This is a genomic window from Xanthomonas nasturtii (genome assembly GCF_001660815.1).
In the GTDB taxonomy this organism is placed as follows: domain Bacteria; phylum Pseudomonadota; class Gammaproteobacteria; order Xanthomonadales; family Xanthomonadaceae; genus Xanthomonas; species Xanthomonas nasturtii.
The window spans coordinates 37,869-55,201 of the sequence record NZ_LYMI01000015.1; the positions used below are offsets into that span (position 1 = coordinate 37,869).

Genomic DNA, 17,333 nt, shown 5'->3' on the forward strand with positions numbered 1-17,333 from the left:
TTCTGGGTGCCGTTATCCCCTACGACCTGTAGAGGAGTTCCTGACATGACCCAGAAAATCGAAGGCAATCTACCGACCGCTGCCACCCTTCGTACCGCGGCCACCAGCAGCAAGATCGCTTCGGCCGGCGAAGATCGCGCGTCCCCGATTGCAGCCTTACCGCCCACCGACAGCGTCAAGCTGACCGGTGAAGCCACCAATCTGCAGAACCTGCAGCGCGAGCTTTCGCAGTCCTCGGCGATCGACACCGGTCGCGTGCAGGCGGTGAAGGATGCCCTGCAGAACGGCAGCTATTCCATCAACCCGGATGCCATCGCCAGCCGCATGATGGATCTGAATCAGCAACTGGCGGGTTGATCCCCGACTTAAAAGGATGAACGTGAACGAGTTCCTGCAACGTCTCAGCGACGCGCTGGCCGGCGAACGCCAGGCATTACTCGAGAACGACATCGATGGGTTGATGCGACACACGCAGGACAAGCTGTCGGCGCTGCGCGCGCTCGAAGCGGCAATGCCTGCAGGCGAAGAAGAGCGCCTGCGTGAGCTGGCCGAAGCCAATCGCGCCAACGGTGCGCTGCTGGCACGCCGGCGGCGCGAAGTGAACTGGGCGCTGCGTCACCTGGGCCGCACCGAAAGTGCGCCGTCCTACGACGCCAAGGGGCAATCGAGCGTGTTGCGCGGCGGCCGTTCGCTGGCAGTCGCCTAAGTCGCCAAGGCGTTTTTTGCAGCACACAGGGCTGCAGATAACGCGGCATGCGTATGGGAGCCGGCTTGCGTTGCGCGGCCTGCGACACAGCGCCGGTAATGCGAAACGGCGATACGGCGCGTCAACGGTTCGGCGTATATTGGGGCATCCTCTCCGCCGCCTGCTCCCGTGACCGCCAAGTTTTTTCTCAATCAAGCCTTACTACCGTCCCCGGACATCCTGCGCGCCTTTGGCGACCAGATGCTGGAGGGCGTGCTGCTGTTCCGCGCCGACGGAAAGCTGATTCTGGCCAATGCCATTGCACGCCAAAGCCTGTGCAAGGAAGACCCCGCCGACGATCGCAACCTGGGCGAGCGGATTTCGCAGGTGTTGCCATCGGACGCACTCAATCAGGCGCGCAGCAAGGGCAGCTGGACCGGCAGCCTGCCGGTGGCCGACCGGGTGGTCATCGCGCATCTGTATTACAACGAAGAGCACGGCCTCGGGCATTTTCTGGCGTTGTTCCACAACATCGAAGGCCAGCAGGATTACGAGCGCGAGCTGCAACAACGCCACGCCGAACTGCGTCAGGCCTATCTGCGTTTGAACGGCGCGCAAGACAAACTGCTGCAGTCGGAAAAAATGGCCTCCATCGGCCAGTTGGCCGCAGGCGTGGCGCACGAAATCAATAATCCGATCGGCTATGTGCACTCCAATCTGGGCAGCCTGCAGGAATATCTGCGCAGCCTGTTCACCCTGATCGAGGCGTATGAGCGCGCGCTGCAGGCGCCGGACCCGAAGGCGCTGATTCCGGAAATCGACGAGATCCGCAACCGCGCCGATATCGACTTCATCAGCCGCGACCTGCCGCAATTGATGGCCGAATCGCGCGAAGGCATCGAGCGGGTGACCCGCATCGTGCGCGACCTCAAGGACTTCTCGTACTCGGACCGCTCCGAGTCGTGGAAGATGGTGGACCTGCACGCAGGTCTCGAATCCACGATCAACATCATCTGGAACGAGCTCAAGTACAAGGTCACCCTGGAGCGCAATTACGCCGAGCTGCCGCTGGTGGAGTGCCTGCCGTCCGAGCTCAACCAGGTGTACATGAACATGCTGCTCAACGCCGGCCAGGCCATCGTCGAGCGCGGCACGATTACCGTCACCACCGGCCGCGACGAGGCGGAAAACGTCTGGATCCAGTTCCAGGACAGCGGCGCGGGCATCGCCCCGGACCTGCTGCAGCGCATCTTCGACCCGTTTTTCACCACCAAACCAGTCGGCAGCGGCACCGGCCTGGGCCTGTCGATTTCCTACGGCATCATCAACAAGCACCACGGCCGCATCGATGTCGAAAGCACGCCGGGGCAGGGCGCCAGTTTCAGGATCGTGCTACCGATCCGGCAGCCGCGCTGACGCGCTGGGATTGGTTGTTCGGGATTCGGGATTCGCAACAGCCGACATTGCCGTCGCTGATCGTCAATGCGCCGTCTGACCCGATGGCGCCGCTCCGCGCTTTTGACCAATCCCGAATCCCAAATCCCTATTCCCGGCCGTTCCGCAACTCATCATGGGTGCGGAATGCCTGGCGAATATGCTCACGCAGCTCGTCGTCGTTCCAGGGTTTGGTCAGGAAGCGGTAGATCGCGCCGCGGTTGATCGCTTCGGTCACCGTGGCCAGATCCGTGTAGCCGGAGAGCACCAGGCGCACGGTGTCGGGGTAGAGCATCTTGACCCGGCCCAGGAACTCGGTGCCGCTCATGTCGCTCATGCGCTGGTCGGACAGGATCACCTGCACATCGTTGGTGGCGAGCAGGTCGAAGGCATCGCGCACATTGCCTGCCGCCAGAATCCGGTAGCCGTCGCGACGGAACAAACGCACCAGCGAGCGCAGCACGTTCTCTTCGTCGTCCAGCAGCAGCAACGTGCGGTCGGGGCGGCTTTCGGCAAACGATTCCGGGCGCAGATAGCGGCGCCGTAGCGCCATGCCGGCGGACTCTGCCGACATCGGCTCGCCAAACAGGTAGCCCTGGAAGATGTCGCAATCGTTGCGCCGCAGAAAGCCCAGCTGCGCCTGCGATTCCACACCGTTGGCGATCACCGTCATGCCGAGCTGGTGGCCCATGGCGATGATGGCGCGCGCAATCGCCGCCTCGCGGCTGCCAGCCGGTGCGCTCTTGATGAAGCTGCGATCGATCTTCAGCCGGTCCACCGGATAGCGCACCAACGCGCTCAGGCTGGAATCGCCGGTACCGAAGTTGTCCAGACTCAGGCTGATGCCTTCGTTGCGCAGGTTGGCCATCGTCTCGTGGACGAAGTTGACGTTGTTGGTCAACGCGCTTTCATTGATCTCCAGCGTGACGAATTGCGCCGGCACGCCGGCGGTTTGCAGCATCGCCATCACTTCGTTGAAGAAGCCCGGGCGTAGCAACTGCAGCGTGGAGACGTTCACCGCGATGCTGAAATCGTCGAAGCCCTGGTCGCGCCACAGCCGCGCCTGGCGCACCGCGTTTTGCAGCACCCATTCGCCGATCTGCACGATCACGCCCAGGCGCTCGGCGGTGCGCATGAAACGCTCCGGCACCAGCATGCCCAGGGTGGGCGATTGCCAGCGCAGCAGCGCTTCCATGCCCACGATGCGGCCGTCGCGCGCACTCACCAAGGGCTGGTAACGCAGGCGCAATTCGCCATGCGGAATCGCATCGACGATCTGCCGCGCAATGATGCTTTCGCTATGCGCGTTGGTCGCCGAATTGCGCGTATACAGCCGCACCGTATTGCCGCCTTCGCGCGCGGCCTGGTAGGTGGCTTCTTCGGCGTAGTCCAGCAACGTGGACAGCGAGGTGGAGTGTTCCGGACACAGGCTGATGCCGACCTTGCCGGTCATGAACAAGGTATACGGCAGCACCGACAGCGGCAGCTCCAGTTGCTGGCGGATCTCTTCGGCGAAGTCTTCCGGCAACGGCGTGTCTTCGCGACGCACCGCCACCACGATCATTTCATCGCTGCCGTGGCGCCACAGCTTGCCGCGCGTTCCGAGAAATTCCTGCAGGCGGCGCGCTACCAGCGTGAGCGCCTGGTCACCGACTTCGCCACTCATGTTCTCGTTGATCGAAGCGAAGTGATCGATGTCGATGTGGAAGATCATCAGCGGCGGGCCGCCGGACGCGGCCGCATCCACCAGATGCAGCAACTCGGGGTTACCCGCGCCAAGTCGTGTGGGCTTGACGATTTCCAGTCCGGGCGGGATTACAGGGCTCCACATGACTCAACGTCCACCATCGTCGTGGACGGACTCGCCGACCGGGTGATAGGGCAGGCGCAACGTCACGCGCGTGCCTGCTCCGGGGGCTGATTCTATCGCGAGCGTGCCGCCGACGGTTTGCGCACGCTCACGCATCACGATCAGCCCCAGCCCGCGCGGACCCTCCGGCTCGAAGCCGTCGCCGTCATCGCTGACTTCCAGACGGAAACTGTCGCCGTCGATCGATTGCAGGCTCATGCGCACCTCGCCCGCACAGGCGTGCCGCAGCGCATTGGTGAGGCTTTCCTGCGCGATACGGAAGCAGGCCTGTTCGATCTCGTTGCCCGGCCGTTCGTCGAGCGCCTGAATGTCCAGCTCCAGCCGCACCTGTGAGGCGCGGAACAGCATCGACGCCTGCCAGCGCAATGCAGCTTCCAGGCCCAACGCATCGAGTTGTGGCGGACGCAACAGCATCGACAGATTGCGCAGCTTGGTCACCGTGCTGTCGGCCAGCGATACCACTTCCAGCAGATCCTCGCGGCGTGCATCGGCGTCCAGCTCGTCCAGCGCTGCATGCGCGGACAGCTTCATCGCAGTGATCGCTTGCCCGATATCGTCATGCAGATCGCGCGAGATGGCGCGGCGCTCGTCTTCCTGCAGCGAGAACAGCCGCTTGGCCATGGCCTGCAGTTCGGCATTGCTCTCGGCCAAGGCATCGCGCATGCGCTCGGGTTCGCTCAGGTCGCGCACCACCAGCAACTTGCAGCTGCGTCCGCCATAGCGGATATCGCCTGCCGACAGACCGGCGTAGAAGGTGCTGCCATCGCGACGGCGCATGGCGCGTGCGCTGGAGACCGGCTCGTTGCGGTCGCTGCCTGCGCGCAGATACTCGCGTACCACCGGCAGGTCGCTGTCGCCGACCAGGGTCTGCAGCGGTTCGCCCAGAATGGTCTCGCCCTGAAAGCCGAACTGGATCGAACCGGCGGCGTTGGCATACATCACGTGCTCGTCGGCCAGGATGAGCACACCGTCGGGCAGTACGCGCACCAGTTCGCGGAATTGTTCCTCGCGTTCGCGCAGTAGGCGGCGCGACTGTTCGCGTTCGCTCACGTCCTGCAAGGTGCCGTGCACATGGCGTGCGCCGCCTGGGCTGGTCACGCTCTCGGCGCGCAGATGCACGGTGCGCGGTTGCGAATCGCCACCAGTCAGCGGCAGCAACACATCGATCTGCACCTCGCCACCGGTGCACATGTCTTCAATCATGCGTTCGATGCGCGCCTGGGTGGCGCTGTCGGAGGCGGTCAGCAATTCTTCCAGCCGATGCTCGCGACGGTGCATCGGCACGCTGCGCCCCAGCAGGCGATACACCGCCGGCGAATAGCGGCCCAGACCGGTTGTACGGTCCAGCTGCCACGAACCCAGCCGTGCGATGCTTTGTGCTTCTTCCAGACGCTCTAGCGCCTCGTCGCGCAGATGCTGCGCCTGGCGCTCTTGGTTACGGTCCACCGTGACCACCAGGCGGGCAGGGCCGCTGGTCAGATGCAGCTGATTGCTGCGCACTTCGACATGGCGTGGCCCGCTGCGCGTCAGCAGCTCCTCGTTCAACACGCAGGTGGCATCTCCTTTGCCCCGAATCTGCGCAATGACCTCTTCCAGCCGTTCACCATCGGCGTTGGGCCAGATCGCCTGCAGCGTCTGCTGCAGGAATTCGTCGCGTTCCCAGCCGAAAAATTCCAGCGCCGCCGGATTGGCATCGAGGATGCGCATGCTGGCCAGGTCGTAGATGAAGGCCGGGCTGGGCAGGGCCAGGAACTTGGCCTGCAGCAAGGCCTCGGACTGCGCCAGCTGCGCGTGCTCGTCCACGATCAACCTCATGAAGCGGCGCAGCACCAGGTGAATGACGATGCTCGACACCACCAGAAAGCTGGCGTCCGACCAGCGCTCCGGCATGGCGGCGCCGGCCAGGTTGAGCAGCCGGTTGCCCAGCAGCAGCCAGACCACACCGACCAGCAGATACAGGCCGGTCAACGTCCACAGGCCTTGCTGCAGGCGCTCGGCGAGGCGGAGGCGGGACACGGGGGCAGACGAAAACGCGGGCGCGGCGACGGGCTGTTGCATGGATCCGCGGACGACCTTGGGTGCTGGCGATACGGCCATCTTAGCCGTAAGTCGGTCCGGTTCGGTCCAGCTCGAAACAGGCGCCTCAACTAATCGACGACACGGCCGTTATCCATTGCGACTCCGAAGGCCGGGGTCGATTCTTCGGAGTGTTCCAGAGTGGACTCAGGCGTCATTGCAAGCATGCTGCAGCACCCGCTGACCTCGGCGGTGGTGTTGTTGGATGCGCATGGCCAGCCTCTGGCGGCCAATCGCGTTGCGCAGTCCCTCGGATTGCCTGCAACCCTTGGTGCATACGCCGAAGTGTTGGAAAGCAGTCGCGCCCAGGTGGCCGACAGCGGTGGCATGGCTCCCTGCGTGTTGCCGGGGACCGGCGGCGGGCGGCTGGAAGGCTGGCTGCGTGCGGTCAGCGACGAACATGGCCAGGTCATGGCGTTCACCTTGAGCATTCCCGAGCCGATGGGCGCCGATGGCACCAGCCGCTGGGAAATGGGCCTGGACAGCGCCGATCACGGCCTGTGGGACTGGGACATTCCGGCCGACGTGGTGTATCGCTCGGAGCGCTGGACCCGCATGCTCGGCTATTCAGAGCAGCCGCTGCCGAACAACCTCACCGCCTTGTCCGGGCTGATTCACCCCGAAGACCACGCGCATGTCAGCGCCGCGGTGCAGGCGCATCTGGAAGGCCGCACCGACACCTACGTGGCCGAATTCCGGCTGCGCCAGCACGATGGGCAGTGGCGCTGGATCCTGGATCGCGGCCGCGTGGTCTCGCGCACTGCCGACGGCCGCCCGCTGCGGATGGTCGGCACGCATACCGACGTGCACCATCACAAATTACTTGAGCAGCAGCTGCGCGAGCAGCAGGCCCAGCTCGAAGAGGCCCAGCGCATTGCCAGCATGGGCAGCTGGAGCTGGGACTCGCACCAGGACGTGCTGTGGGTGTCGCAGGATTTCCTGCAACAACTCGGCATGGCCCAACTGCGTCTGCAAGGCATTCGCGACATCCTGCGTCTGCTCGGTCGGTCTTCGGTTGCGCAGCTGCGCAGCGCCTGGCGCAAGATCAAGCATGAAGGCATGCCGGTGCATTTCGAGCTGGAAATCAACGGCCTGCCCGGCGCCAATCCGCATCACCTGCGGGTGTGGGCGCAGCCGGTGTTCGACGGCGACGGCAGCATGGTGCGCGTCCTTGGCCAACTGCAGAACGTTACCGAGCAACGCCAGACCGACGCACTGATCCGCTGGCGCACCGAATTGCTCAACCGCGTGTCTGCGTTGGGCAAGATTGGCGGCTGCGAGATCGAGGTCGATACCCGGCGCATGCAATGGACCGAGGAGTGCTACCGCATCCACGGCCTGCGCAAGGAAAACATCACCCTGGAGCAGGCGCTGTCGCTGTACACCCAGGATTCGCGCGACGCTTTCGAAGCGGCGCTGCTGCGCATTTCCGATGGCGGCCTGCCCGAGCAGCTGGAGCTGTGCTTCTATCGCAACTCCGGCCAGCGCATCTGGGTACAGGTGCTGATCGAGCTGGACCGTCGCGAAGGCCTGCCGCCGCGGTTTGTCGCCTTGTTCCGCGATGTCACCCGCGAACGCGAAGCCAACGAACGCATCGAGCTGCTGGCCCATTACGACCGCCTGACCGGCTTGCCGAACCGCTTCCTGCTACGCGAGCAGGCAGAGAACGCCATTCGCGAAGCAAACGAGCGCGGCCAGGTGATGGCGATGCTGCTGATCGATCTGGATGGCTTCAAGAGCATCAACGATTCGTTCGGCCATGCCACCGGCGATAACCTGCTCAAGCTCGCCTCGGCGCGCCTGCATCAACATCTGCGCAACAGCGATCTGTTCGGCCGCTTCAGCGACGACGAGTTCATCGTGCTGTTGCGCGATATGTCCGAGCCCGAAGATGCCGGCCACGTGGCGCGCAAGCTGATCGCAGCGCTTGGAGAGCCGTTGCGCAAGGAACATGTCACCCTCAAGCTCGGTGCCAGCATCGGCATCGCGCTGCAGGGCGATGGCCTGTCGGACTTCGACAGCCTGCTGCGTGCCGCCGATGCGGCGATGTATGCGGCCAAGGAATCCGGCCGCAACACCTTCCATTACTACAGCCAGGACGTGCTGCTGCGTGCGCAGCGCCGCCTGGAGCTGGAGCACGCGCTACAAGGCGCGCTCGAGCGCGAAGAGTTCACGCTGGTCTACCAGCCGCTGGTCAACACCGTGGGCGATGCATCGCCGGCGATCGAAGCGCTGATGCGCTGGAATCGCCCTGGCCATGGTCCCTGCAGCCCGGTCGAATTCATACCGATTGCCGAAGAATGCGGCGAAATCGTGCGCCTGGGCGAGTGGGTCATCGGCGAAGCCTGCCGCCAGGCGGTAGTCTGGGATCGCGCCGGCCTGCATTTCAGCCGCGTTGCGGTGAATGTCTCTGCAGTGCAATTGCGCGAACGCGGTTTTGCCGAGCGCGTACTGGAAATCTGCCGCGACAACGGCTGGCCGCCGTCACGTCTCGAGCTGGAATTGACCGAATCCGCATTGATCCGCGATTCCGATTCGCTGCGCCGCTGCTTCGAACTGTTCGAACAAAACGGCGTGCTGCTGGCGGTGGACGACTTCGGCACCGGCTTTTCGAATCTGCATTACCTCAACCGCTTCCCGGTGCAGCGATTGAAGATCGACCGCAGCTTCGTGCAAGGCATGCTCGACGATGCCAACACGGCCGAGGTCACCCAGGCCATCGTGCATCTGGGTCACGCGCTGGGCATGCAGGTGGTCGCCGAAGGCGTGGAAACCGTGCAGGAAGATGCACTGCTGCGTCAGCAGGGCTGCGACGAGATCCAGGGCTATTTCTACTCACGCCCGCTATCGCCGCGCGATATGGCGCAATGGCTACGCGAGGCCGAAGCCGGTATGCGGCTGGGTGCACGGCTGGTGATTGCCAGCTGACGCAGTGCGCAGCTTTGCAGGCGATCAAGCCGCATTTCAGCGGCACGATGCGTGATCCATTCGCCTTGCCCAACGACTTGAAGACAACGGCGATCTCGGGTCGCCGCGATAGTTAGGTGCAGCCAAACACGGCGCAACCAGATGGTAGGTAACCTCACCCCAGACGGGACATGCCGTGACGGCAGCTGCCTGGTGGCATCACTTGCGCCAATGGTTCCGCAATTGGTAAGGACACCGCACCAGACAATGAGTCGGTCGCTTTGTTAAAAACTGTCGTTCGTCGCGTTGCGGAGCTGATCGTCCACGCGCCGATCCAGGTGCCCTATGTCCTACCTTGCTCGCAAACATACACACCAAGATCCCGATGGGTCCTTGCCCGCCCACCGTCGCGGGACCTCGAGCGGCATGGATGCCGCGCCAGAGCTACAAGGACGTACTTGCAGCGTGTCCTGCGATGGTGGGCGGGCAAGGGCCCTGCAGCCAGGCAGCAGGTGCCCAATGCCCTCGCGCCACGTCATTCCAATCGCATCGCGTCGATCGACGCACCACGTTCTGTCGAAAAATCGTCGTGCAGAGGGGCAGGGGATGAGGTCACCCTGATGCTGCAATCGATCGGTTCCGCGTGCGCACAGTCACGCTTGGTGGAACGGCTGGATGCAACAGCGCATTAATGGCTAAGGAGCGGCGCAAGTGCGTCAAACCCGGGCAGCGGAAACAAACCAGCGGGGGCGCCTGCCGAGTCACGCCCCGCTGCTTGACGCATGCGCCTTATCGCCCCGACACGCCAACTGCCGCGCCATCCAGACCCAGATCCCAGGCCACGGTTGCGAACAACAGCTCTTCTTCGCTGCAAGCGCGGTGCGGGTTGATCAATGCCTGCAACTCCGCGCGTGCGCAGCGCTCCAGCCGTTCCAGCGCGGCCGGCATACGGACGCGGCGCAGCGCAGGCTTGGCCGCATCGCTTTGCGCGATGCGCTCGGCGTGTGCGGCGGCCAGTGCAGCGGCCTGCAGCGCGGCGGTGGAAGTGTCGATGGTCGGGGCAAGAAGTGACATGAGCGGAACACCAGGTCGTTACGGAACGACAAATCCCCGGAAGGCCGGGGAATGTCGGAATCAGCAGCTGCGGGGCGGCATCGGTCTTAGAACAACTCGACCGTACCGGCACCCATGCCTTGCTGTGCCACCGGCTTGTGCGGCGGGCGTTCCCACTCCACGCGCATGTCGCGCAGGCGGTTGGACACCTTGGCCAGCGCGGCGACCAGATCGCTGTCGTACACGCCGCCATTGCGATGCAGCAGTTCCTGCAGCGCCACCGCTTCGCGGTTGATCGCGGTGAGGCGATCCAGGTGGGTGTGGATGCCGCTCAGCGTCTGCGTGGCGATGTCCTCGAACTGCAGGGCACGCACCGCTTCGGCCACGCTGCCATCGATGGAACGTGCGCACTCGGAGATTTCGCGCATGCCATCGCCCAACGAGGCGTTGATCTGGGCGACGTTCTCCAGCATGGCGGCCGATTCATGGCGCGCCTCGCGGGAGCGGTCCATGTGACGCGATGCCAGCTGCGAGACCGTTTCACGCACCTTGGCGATCGATTCCTTGGAGCTGTGTGCCAGCTTGCGGATCTGTTCGTTGAAGGTGGTGGAGCGTTCGGACAGGTTGCGCACCTCGTCGGCGACCACCGCGAAGCCGCGACCGGCTTCACCGGCACGTGCTGCTTCGATGGCGGCGTTCAGGGCCAGCAGGTTGGTCTGGTCGGCGATCGACTTGACGTCTTCCAACAGCGCGAAGATGCCATCCAGATGCTGCGCCATCTCATCGATGTGATGGACGGTGTTGGTGCTTTGGCCGCTCACCTGTTCCAGCGCTTCCACCAACTGCTCCATGCGGGAGCTGGCGTGCTGGGCGAAGCGGGCGACGTCGACGCCGGCACTGCCATCGTCACCGGCGCGGTCGACGATGCGGGCCAGTGCCTGGCTTTGCTGGCGCGACTTGCGGTTCATCGCTTCGAAGCTGCCACCAAGACCGGACACGGCCTGGCGGATCAGTTCACGGGCACGCTCGACTTCCGAGCGCGAACCGTCGACTTCATTGCTGACGAACGTACGCAGTTCGTTGAGCAGTTGGTCCTGCTCGCGCAGGATGCGTGCCTGGTCCGGATTAGGCCGGAACTGGGAATATGTCACCCAGGCAGCGAAACCCAACCAACTAAGGGTCATGGTCGCCAGAATCGCCCAGCGCACCGAAGCGGGCCAGTCGAATCCGACAGCGAAGGGATACAGCAAAGTCAGGGCCAAAGGAGCGGCTAGACGGATGAGTGGACGTGAATACATGGGCGTTCTCGGCAGAGTCACGGTTGCTGTATCGGCACTCCCCCCATTGTCTTTAGCGACGATCGCCATCTCGTCCTGCCCATTCAACCCCTGTTGGCGCGTGTCAGCGGCCGCTAGCGCGGCGCTGGCAGCGGTTTTTGGCGCTGTTTAGCGCAGCGCGCGGTCCACCGCTTCGAGCATCGCGCGCTTGGCGAACAGGAAATCCCACAGGCTGCCGCCCATCTGCCGCCACAGCACCGCCGAGCGCACCGCTGCCAGCAACAGGGCGCGAATCTCCGCAACCACCCCGGCCTGGCCCAGATAGTGCGGGTTGCCCTGCACCATGACCTTGGGCCGCAGGTGGCTGATGGTTTGCGCATATAGCCCACCCAGCGCACTGAGCACATCGGGGTGTGCGCTGTCGTTCAGGTGTTGCGCCTGGCGGGCAGCGGCGTCGATCCCGGCGGACACCGTGGCCACGGTCGCGGTGTCGCGCACAAACCGGCGTTCCAGCTGCAGCACCGCCAGCGCCAGGCGCGGCAGCACCTCGTCCTGGCCCTGGTTGCGGAAGTAGTTGTGCAGCAGGCGCAGTCCGGGCGCCAGCGCCGCAGACGAGCCGTACACCGCCTCCGGCGAGGACGCGTCCACCCGGAACACGCTGTCCATGGCGGTACGCACCGTTGCCGCTTCCGAATGCCCGGTTTCGGCGATCCGCCGCACCTGCTGCAGGGCCTGGGCAACACCGGCAAGCGCCAGCACACGGTGATCCATGGAAACACTCATCAAGCCACTACCTCAGAAGAAAAAGAAGATCCCGCTAACTGGCGTTCCAGCGGTGCATCGGTGGCCGCGATGACCGCGCCGCCCAGGCATTCCTCGCCGTCGTACAGCACCAGCGACTGTCCGGGCGTCACCGCCCGCTGCGGCCGCTCGAAGCGCACCTGCACGCTGCCATCGTCCTGCACCTCCACCGTGCACGGCTCGTCGGGTTGCCGGTAGCGCGTCTGTGCGGTGCAACTGAAGCTGCGTGCCGGCGGCGCCCCGGTGACCCAATGGGCCTGCTCGGATTGCAGCCAGCGCGATTGCAGCAGCGGGCTGTCACGGTCCTGATCCACGTACAGCACATTGCTCGCTACGTCCTTGCCCACCACGTACCACGGCGCGGCGGCACGCCCGCGCACGCCGCCGATGTTCAGCCCCTCGCGCTGACCCAGGGTGAAATAGAACACCCCCGGATGTTCGGCAATGCGCTGCCCCTGCGGGTCGCGGATCTCGCCGGTGCGCGCAGGCAGATAGCGGCCCAGAAACTCCCGGAAATCGCGCTCGCCGATGAAGCAGATGCCGGTGGAATCCTTCTTGGCATGGGTCGGCAAGCCGGCGTCCTGGGCAATCCGGCGCAACGTGCTTTTTTCCAGATCGCCGATCGGGAACAGGGTGGCGGCCAGTTGGGTCTGCCCCAGTTGATGCAGGAAATAGCTCTGGTCCTTGCCGCGGTCGGCGCCACGCAACAGGCGCCAACGTCCACCGCTGTGTGCGACCTGCGCGTAATGGCCCGTGGCAATGCGTTCGGCACCCAGCGCCTGCGCTGCATCGAGAAAATGCTTGAACTTCACTTCGCGGTTGCACAACACGTCCGGGTTGGGCGTGCGCCCGGCCGCGTACTCGGCCAGGAAATGCTCGAACACGCCGCTCCAGTATTCGCCGGAGAAGTCGCGGAAATGGAACGGGATGCCCAGCACGCCGCAAACTGCCACTGCGTCGCGGCGGTCGTCTTCGGCGCGGCAATCGCCGCTGCCGTCATCGGCCCAGTTCTGCATGAACAGCCCGGCGATCGGCTCGCCTTGCTGCGCCAGTTTCCATGCCGCTACAGACGAGTCCACGCCGCCGGAAACGCCCACCACAATGCGCGGCGTACTCATGCGACGTGCCGGACCAGCGACAATGGGTAGCGCTGCCCGGCCAGGTAGTCGGCCACCACCTCCCACACCAGCGGGCTGCGCAGGCGCTCGGTCGAGGCGCGCAGTTCATCCGGTGTCATCCACAGCGCGCGCACCACGCCGGTGTCCAGGCTGCGTTCGGGGTGGTGGGTCAGCGCATCGGCCACGAACGCAAAGCGCAGAAAGCACTGGCCGCTCGGCGCGACCCACTGGTAGGTGCCAATGAACTGGGTCAGCTGCACGTCCCAGCCGGTCTCCTCCAGGGTCTCGCGCACTGCGGCATCCAGAAGGCTTTCGTTGGGCTCCAGATGGCCGGCTGGCTGGTTCAACAGCAGGCGGCCACCAATGGCTTCTTCTACCTGCAAGAAGCGGCCGTCGCGCACGACAACCGTGGCAACGGTCACATCCGGATGCCAACGTTGCTCGGGCGCACTCATCGGGGCTGCTCCTGCCGGGGCGGCGCGTTATCCGCGGCGCGCAAAGTGATGCACGTCACCCGGCGCCAGACATGCAGGCGTGCACCACATCGCGCTGCGGGCATGGGTGCAATTGCGCTAGACGACGGCGCCAGCGGCAGCGCGGTCATGGAATCGGTCATCAAGGGCCAGCCAGGGGATCGGACACAAATTGTGCGGGGCGCAGCGCAAATCGTCCAATGCGTGCAAGGTTGAACCGTATAATGGCTGGATGCCTCGGAATACCTCACACGAACACGACCACGGCCTGATGGTCGAAGCCAGCAAGCCGGAAGTGGCGCCACCGCCGCGTTACCAGGTGTTGCTGCTGAACGATGACTACACTCCGATGGACTTCGTGGTGACCGTCCTGGAACAGTTTTTCAACCTGAGCCTTGAGCAGGCCACCCAGGTCATGCTGCACGTCCATACCCGTGGACGGGGCGTTTGCGGGGTCTACAGCCGAGAGGTCGCCGAGTCCAAAGTGGCCCAGGTCAACGAATTTTCTCGTATGAACCAGCATCCGCTGTTGTGCACGATGGAGCAGACCTGAGGCACCCGCCAGATCATTCCAGCAGCGCAACAGTGTGGCTGCAATCACGTGCTAACGCCGTCTGAACATGCCTATCCGATAGGGTTGTGGAAAATCCCAATAAAAGCCGCATATTGTTGGCAACAGCCGTTCGGAGTTATCCATGTTCAGCAAAGATCTAGAGCAAACAATCGGCCAGTGCTACAAGCGAGCACGCGAGGCGCGTCATGAGTTCATGACCGTCGAGCACCTGCTGCTCTCGCTGCTGGACAACCCCTCCGCGCAGGCCGTACTCAAGGCCTGCGGCGCAGATCAGGTGCGCCTGCACAACGATCTGGAACAGGCCATCGAGGCCTCGGTTTCGCGTTTGGCAGAAGACGACGGGCGTGACACGCAACCCACGCTGGGTTTCCAGCGCGTGCTGCAACGCGCCGTCTATCACGTGCAGTCCTCGGGCAAGAAGGAAGTCACCGGTGCCAACGTGCTGGTGGCGATCTTCGGCGAAAAGGATTCGCATGCGGTGTATTTCCTGAATCAGCAGGACATCACCCGCCTGGATATCGTCAATTACCTCTCGCACGGCATCGCCAAGCTGGGTGAGGACGGCGAGCAGCCGTCTGCGCCGGATGGCGAGTCCAAGAGCGAAGGCGGGGAGGGCGAGGCCAAGGGCGACGCACTGGCCGAGTTCGCCACCAACCTCAACGAACAGGCGCGCAACGGCAAGATCGACCCGCTGGTCGGCCGTGCCGACGAGATCGAGCGCACCATCCAGGTCCTGTGCCGTCGGCGCAAGAACAACCCGCTGTACGTGGGTGAGGCGGGCGTGGGCAAGACCGCGATTGCCGAGGGTCTGGCCAAGCGCATCGTCGATAACGACGTGCCCGAAGTGCTCGCCGATGCGGTGATCTTCTCGTTGGACCTGGGCGCGCTGGTGGCAGGTACCAAGTACCGCGGCGATTTCGAAAAGCGTCTCAAGGGCGTGCTGGCCGCACTGAAGAAGGTGCCCAATGCGGTGCTGTTCATCGACGAAATCCACACCATCATCGGTGCGGGCTCGGCCTCGGGCGGCACGATGGATGCGTCCAACCTGATCAAGCCGGCGTTGTCGTCGGGCGAGCTGCGCTGCATCGGCTCAACCACCTTCCAGGAATACCGCGGCATCTTCGAGAAAGACCGTGCGCTGGCACGTCGCTTCCAGAAGATCGACATCGTCGAGCCGACCGTGGGCGAAACCTTTGAAATCCTGCAGGGCCTCAAGCCCAAGTACGAGGCACATCACGGTGTGACCTACGCCGACGACGCGTTGCAGGCGGCGGTGGACCTGTCGGTGAAGCACATCGGTGATCGTTTGCTGCCGGACAAGGCGATCGATGTGATCGACGAGGCCGGCGCGCGCCAGCGGCTGCTGCCGGAGGGCGAGCGCAAGGAACTGATCGATATCGAAGAGATCGAAACCATCGTCGCCAAGATGGCGCGGATTCCGGCCAAGCAGGTCAGCGCGACCGACAAGGACGTGCTGCAGCACCTTGAGCGCAACCTGAAGATGGTGATCTTCGGGCAGAACCCGGCGATCGAGACGCTGGCCGGTTCGATCAAGCTGGCACGGTCCGGCCTGGCCAACCCGGAAAAGCCGATCGGCAATTTCCTGTTCGCCGGTCCTACCGGTGTGGGCAAGACCGAGGTCACCAAGCAACTCGCGCTGCAGTTGGGCATCGAGCTGGTGCGTTTCGACATGTCCGAGTACATGGAAGCGCATTCGATCAGCCGCCTGATCGGCGCGCCTCCGGGCTACGTCGGTTTCGATCAGGGTGGCTTGCTGACCGAGAAGGTCGTCAAGACGCCGCACTGCGTGCTGCTGCTGGACGAAGTGGAGAAGGCGCATCCGGACATCTTCAACATCCTGTTGCAGGTCATGGACCGCGGCATCCTCACCGACACCAACGGGCGCGAGGCCAACTTCAAGAACGTGATCCTGGTGATGACGACCAATGCCGGCGCCACCCAGGCGTCGCGTCGGTCGATCGGCTTTACCAAGCAGGATCATTCCACCGACGCGATGGAATCGATCCGCCGCGGCTTCACGCCCGAGTTCCGCAACCGTCTGGATGCGATCGTGCAGTTCCAGCCACTGGCGTTCGACCACATCCTGCGGGTGGTGGACAAGTTCATCATCGAGCTGGAAATGCTGTTGCAGGAAAAGCACGTCTCGCTGTCGGCCACCCCGACCGCGCGCGACTGGCTGGCCCAGCATGGCTTCGATCCGCTGATGGGCGCACGCCCGATGTCGCGCGTGATCCAGGAAAAGATCAAGCGCCCGCTGGCCGACGAGCTGCTGTTCGGCAAGTTGGTGGAAGGCGGCCGGGTCAACATCGACGTCAAGGATGGCGAGCTGCTGGTCGAGGCGCATCCGGAGCCGGAGCGTCTGCTGCCTGCAACGGTTGATTGATCGCAGCCTTGATGGTCAAAAAAAAGCCGCTCAAACGAGCGGCTTTTTTTGTGGGCGCCTGCGCGCGTAACGCGCTCGCGAGCCAGAATTGGTTTGGACCCGACCAAAGCACGCCCGCGTTGCCTGGCGCCGCCGAACTCACAGCGTCCGGCGAGTTATTCGGTCGCTCTCAGGTCGCTGCAGCGCTGCATCGCCTCGCGCCATATGGCAGGGCTCTGCTCAGCTCGACAGCTCAGCCGCTGCCGGTGCCGGTGCCTGGCGCGTCCGATGAATTCGAACCCGCACGGCGCGAGGCAATTCGGCGTAATGAAGAGAAGCCGCCCATCAAAGCAAGTTTCAAGCAATAACTCGCAGGCACAACAAAAAGCGGCCAGTGGCCGCCTTGCGTCTCAGCACCAGAACCGCTTACTTCATGCGGTAGGTAATACGACCCTTGGTCAGGTCGTAGGGAGTCATCTCAACTTTGACCCGGTCGCCGGTCAGGATGCGGATGTAGTTCTTGCGCATACGGCCGGAGATGTGGGCGATGATCTCATGCCCGTTTTCCAGCTTGACCCGGAACGTGGTGTTGGGGAGCGTCTCGCTGACGCTGCCTTCGAATTCAATGGAGTCGTCTGTCGACATGTAATCCTGTGCAATCACGGCTGGCCCGACAGGGCCG

At 63.9% G+C, this 17,333-nt stretch carries 15 protein-coding genes; 7 read left to right on the plus strand and 8 right to left on the minus strand.

The window, feature by feature from the left end; translation table 11 throughout:
- The first annotated feature begins 45 nt into the window (after positions 1 to 45).
- The 3 genes from flgM (at position 46) to A7D16_RS07315 (ending at position 2,101) form a co-directional block, all read left to right on the plus strand.
- Positions 46 to 357 carry a flagellar biosynthesis anti-sigma factor FlgM gene (flgM, locus tag A7D16_RS07305; RefSeq protein WP_064631249.1) on the plus strand — a complete coding sequence of 104 codons (312 nt, stop codon included), beginning with the start codon at positions 46 to 48 and terminating at the stop codon, positions 355 to 357.
- Between the two features lie 16 nt (positions 358 to 373).
- Positions 374 to 706 carry a hypothetical protein gene (locus tag A7D16_RS07310; RefSeq protein WP_014503329.1) on the plus strand — a complete coding sequence of 111 codons (333 nt, stop codon included), beginning with the start codon at positions 374 to 376 and terminating at the stop codon, positions 704 to 706.
- A gap of 168 nt (positions 707 to 874) precedes the next feature.
- Positions 875 to 2,101, plus strand: a complete 1,227-nt coding sequence (locus tag A7D16_RS07315) for an ATP-binding protein (protein ID WP_064631251.1) — start codon at positions 875 to 877, stop codon at positions 2,099 to 2,101.
- 127 nt (positions 2,102 to 2,228) lie between these two features.
- Here A7D16_RS07315 and A7D16_RS07320 read toward each other — a convergent pair whose 3' ends face one another.
- Positions 2,229 to 3,950 (minus strand): EAL domain-containing protein, encoded by a 1,722-nt coding sequence (locus A7D16_RS07320; protein ID WP_064631253.1) that lies wholly within the window; start codon positions 3,948 to 3,950, stop codon positions 2,229 to 2,231.
- 3 nt (positions 3,951 to 3,953) lie between these two features.
- Complete coding sequence (locus A7D16_RS07325) at positions 3,954 to 6,086, minus strand: sensor histidine kinase (RefSeq protein ID WP_064631255.1); 2,133 nt, start codon at positions 6,084 to 6,086, stop codon at positions 3,954 to 3,956.
- A 120-nt stretch (positions 6,087 to 6,206) separates the two neighbouring features.
- Here A7D16_RS07325 and A7D16_RS07330 point away from each other — a divergent pair, with 120 nt between their 5' ends.
- Entirely contained in the window at positions 6,207 to 8,993 is a 2,787-nt protein-coding gene (locus A7D16_RS07330; protein WP_193395450.1) for a bifunctional diguanylate cyclase/phosphodiesterase, read from the plus strand.
- A gap of 768 nt (positions 8,994 to 9,761) precedes the next feature.
- Here A7D16_RS07330 and A7D16_RS07335 read toward each other — a convergent pair.
- The 5 genes from A7D16_RS07335 to A7D16_RS07355 all read right to left on the minus strand — a co-directional run bounded on the left by A7D16_RS07335 (position 9,762) and on the right by A7D16_RS07355 (position 13,676).
- On the minus strand, positions 9,762 to 10,046 hold the full coding sequence (locus tag A7D16_RS07335; RefSeq protein ID WP_064631259.1) for a hypothetical protein: 285 nt from the start codon (positions 10,044 to 10,046) through the stop codon (positions 9,762 to 9,764).
- A gap of 86 nt (positions 10,047 to 10,132) precedes the next feature.
- Entirely contained in the window at positions 10,133 to 11,323 is a 1,191-nt protein-coding gene (locus A7D16_RS07340) for a methyl-accepting chemotaxis protein (protein WP_064631261.1), read from the minus strand.
- Positions 11,324 to 11,470: 147 nt separating this feature from the next.
- Positions 11,471 to 12,085: a high frequency lysogenization protein HflD gene (gene hflD / locus A7D16_RS07345; RefSeq protein ID WP_064631263.1), complete on the minus strand. Its 615-nt coding sequence runs from the start codon at positions 12,083 to 12,085 to the stop codon at positions 11,471 to 11,473.
- The gene (gene mnmA / locus A7D16_RS07350; protein ID WP_064631265.1) at positions 12,085 to 13,221 is read right to left on the minus strand and encodes a tRNA 2-thiouridine(34) synthase MnmA; all 1,137 of its coding nucleotides are present in this window, start codon (positions 13,219 to 13,221) and stop codon (positions 12,085 to 12,087) included. Before mnmA ends, hflD begins: the two co-directional genes overlap by 1 nt.
- Entirely contained in the window at positions 13,218 to 13,676 is a 459-nt protein-coding gene (locus tag A7D16_RS07355; protein ID WP_064631267.1) for an NUDIX hydrolase, read from the minus strand. Before A7D16_RS07355 ends, mnmA begins: the two co-directional genes overlap by 4 nt.
- A gap of 250 nt (positions 13,677 to 13,926) precedes the next feature.
- On the opposite strand from A7D16_RS07355, the gene clpS reads away from it, so the two are divergent.
- From clpS to A7D16_RS22985, 3 genes are all read left to right on the plus strand, one after another.
- Positions 13,927 to 14,247 carry an ATP-dependent Clp protease adapter ClpS gene (gene clpS / locus A7D16_RS07360; protein ID WP_064631270.1) on the plus strand — a complete coding sequence of 107 codons (321 nt, stop codon included), beginning with the start codon at positions 13,927 to 13,929 and terminating at the stop codon, positions 14,245 to 14,247.
- Positions 14,248 to 14,389: 142 nt separating this feature from the next.
- Positions 14,390 to 16,672, plus strand: coding sequence for an ATP-dependent Clp protease ATP-binding subunit ClpA (gene clpA / locus A7D16_RS07365; protein ID WP_064631274.1), 2,283 nt, complete (start codon positions 14,390 to 14,392; stop codon positions 16,670 to 16,672).
- Between the two features lie 8 nt (positions 16,673 to 16,680).
- On the plus strand, positions 16,681 to 17,019 hold the full coding sequence (locus tag A7D16_RS22985; protein WP_153043142.1) for a hypothetical protein: 339 nt from the start codon (positions 16,681 to 16,683) through the stop codon (positions 17,017 to 17,019).
- A 58-nt stretch (positions 17,020 to 17,077) separates the two neighbouring features.
- On the opposite strand, the gene infA is transcribed toward A7D16_RS22985, so the two are convergent.
- Positions 17,078 to 17,296, minus strand: coding sequence for a translation initiation factor IF-1 (gene infA, locus A7D16_RS07370; RefSeq protein ID WP_064631327.1), 219 nt, complete (start codon positions 17,294 to 17,296; stop codon positions 17,078 to 17,080).
- Positions 17,297 to 17,333 lie beyond the last annotated feature (37 nt).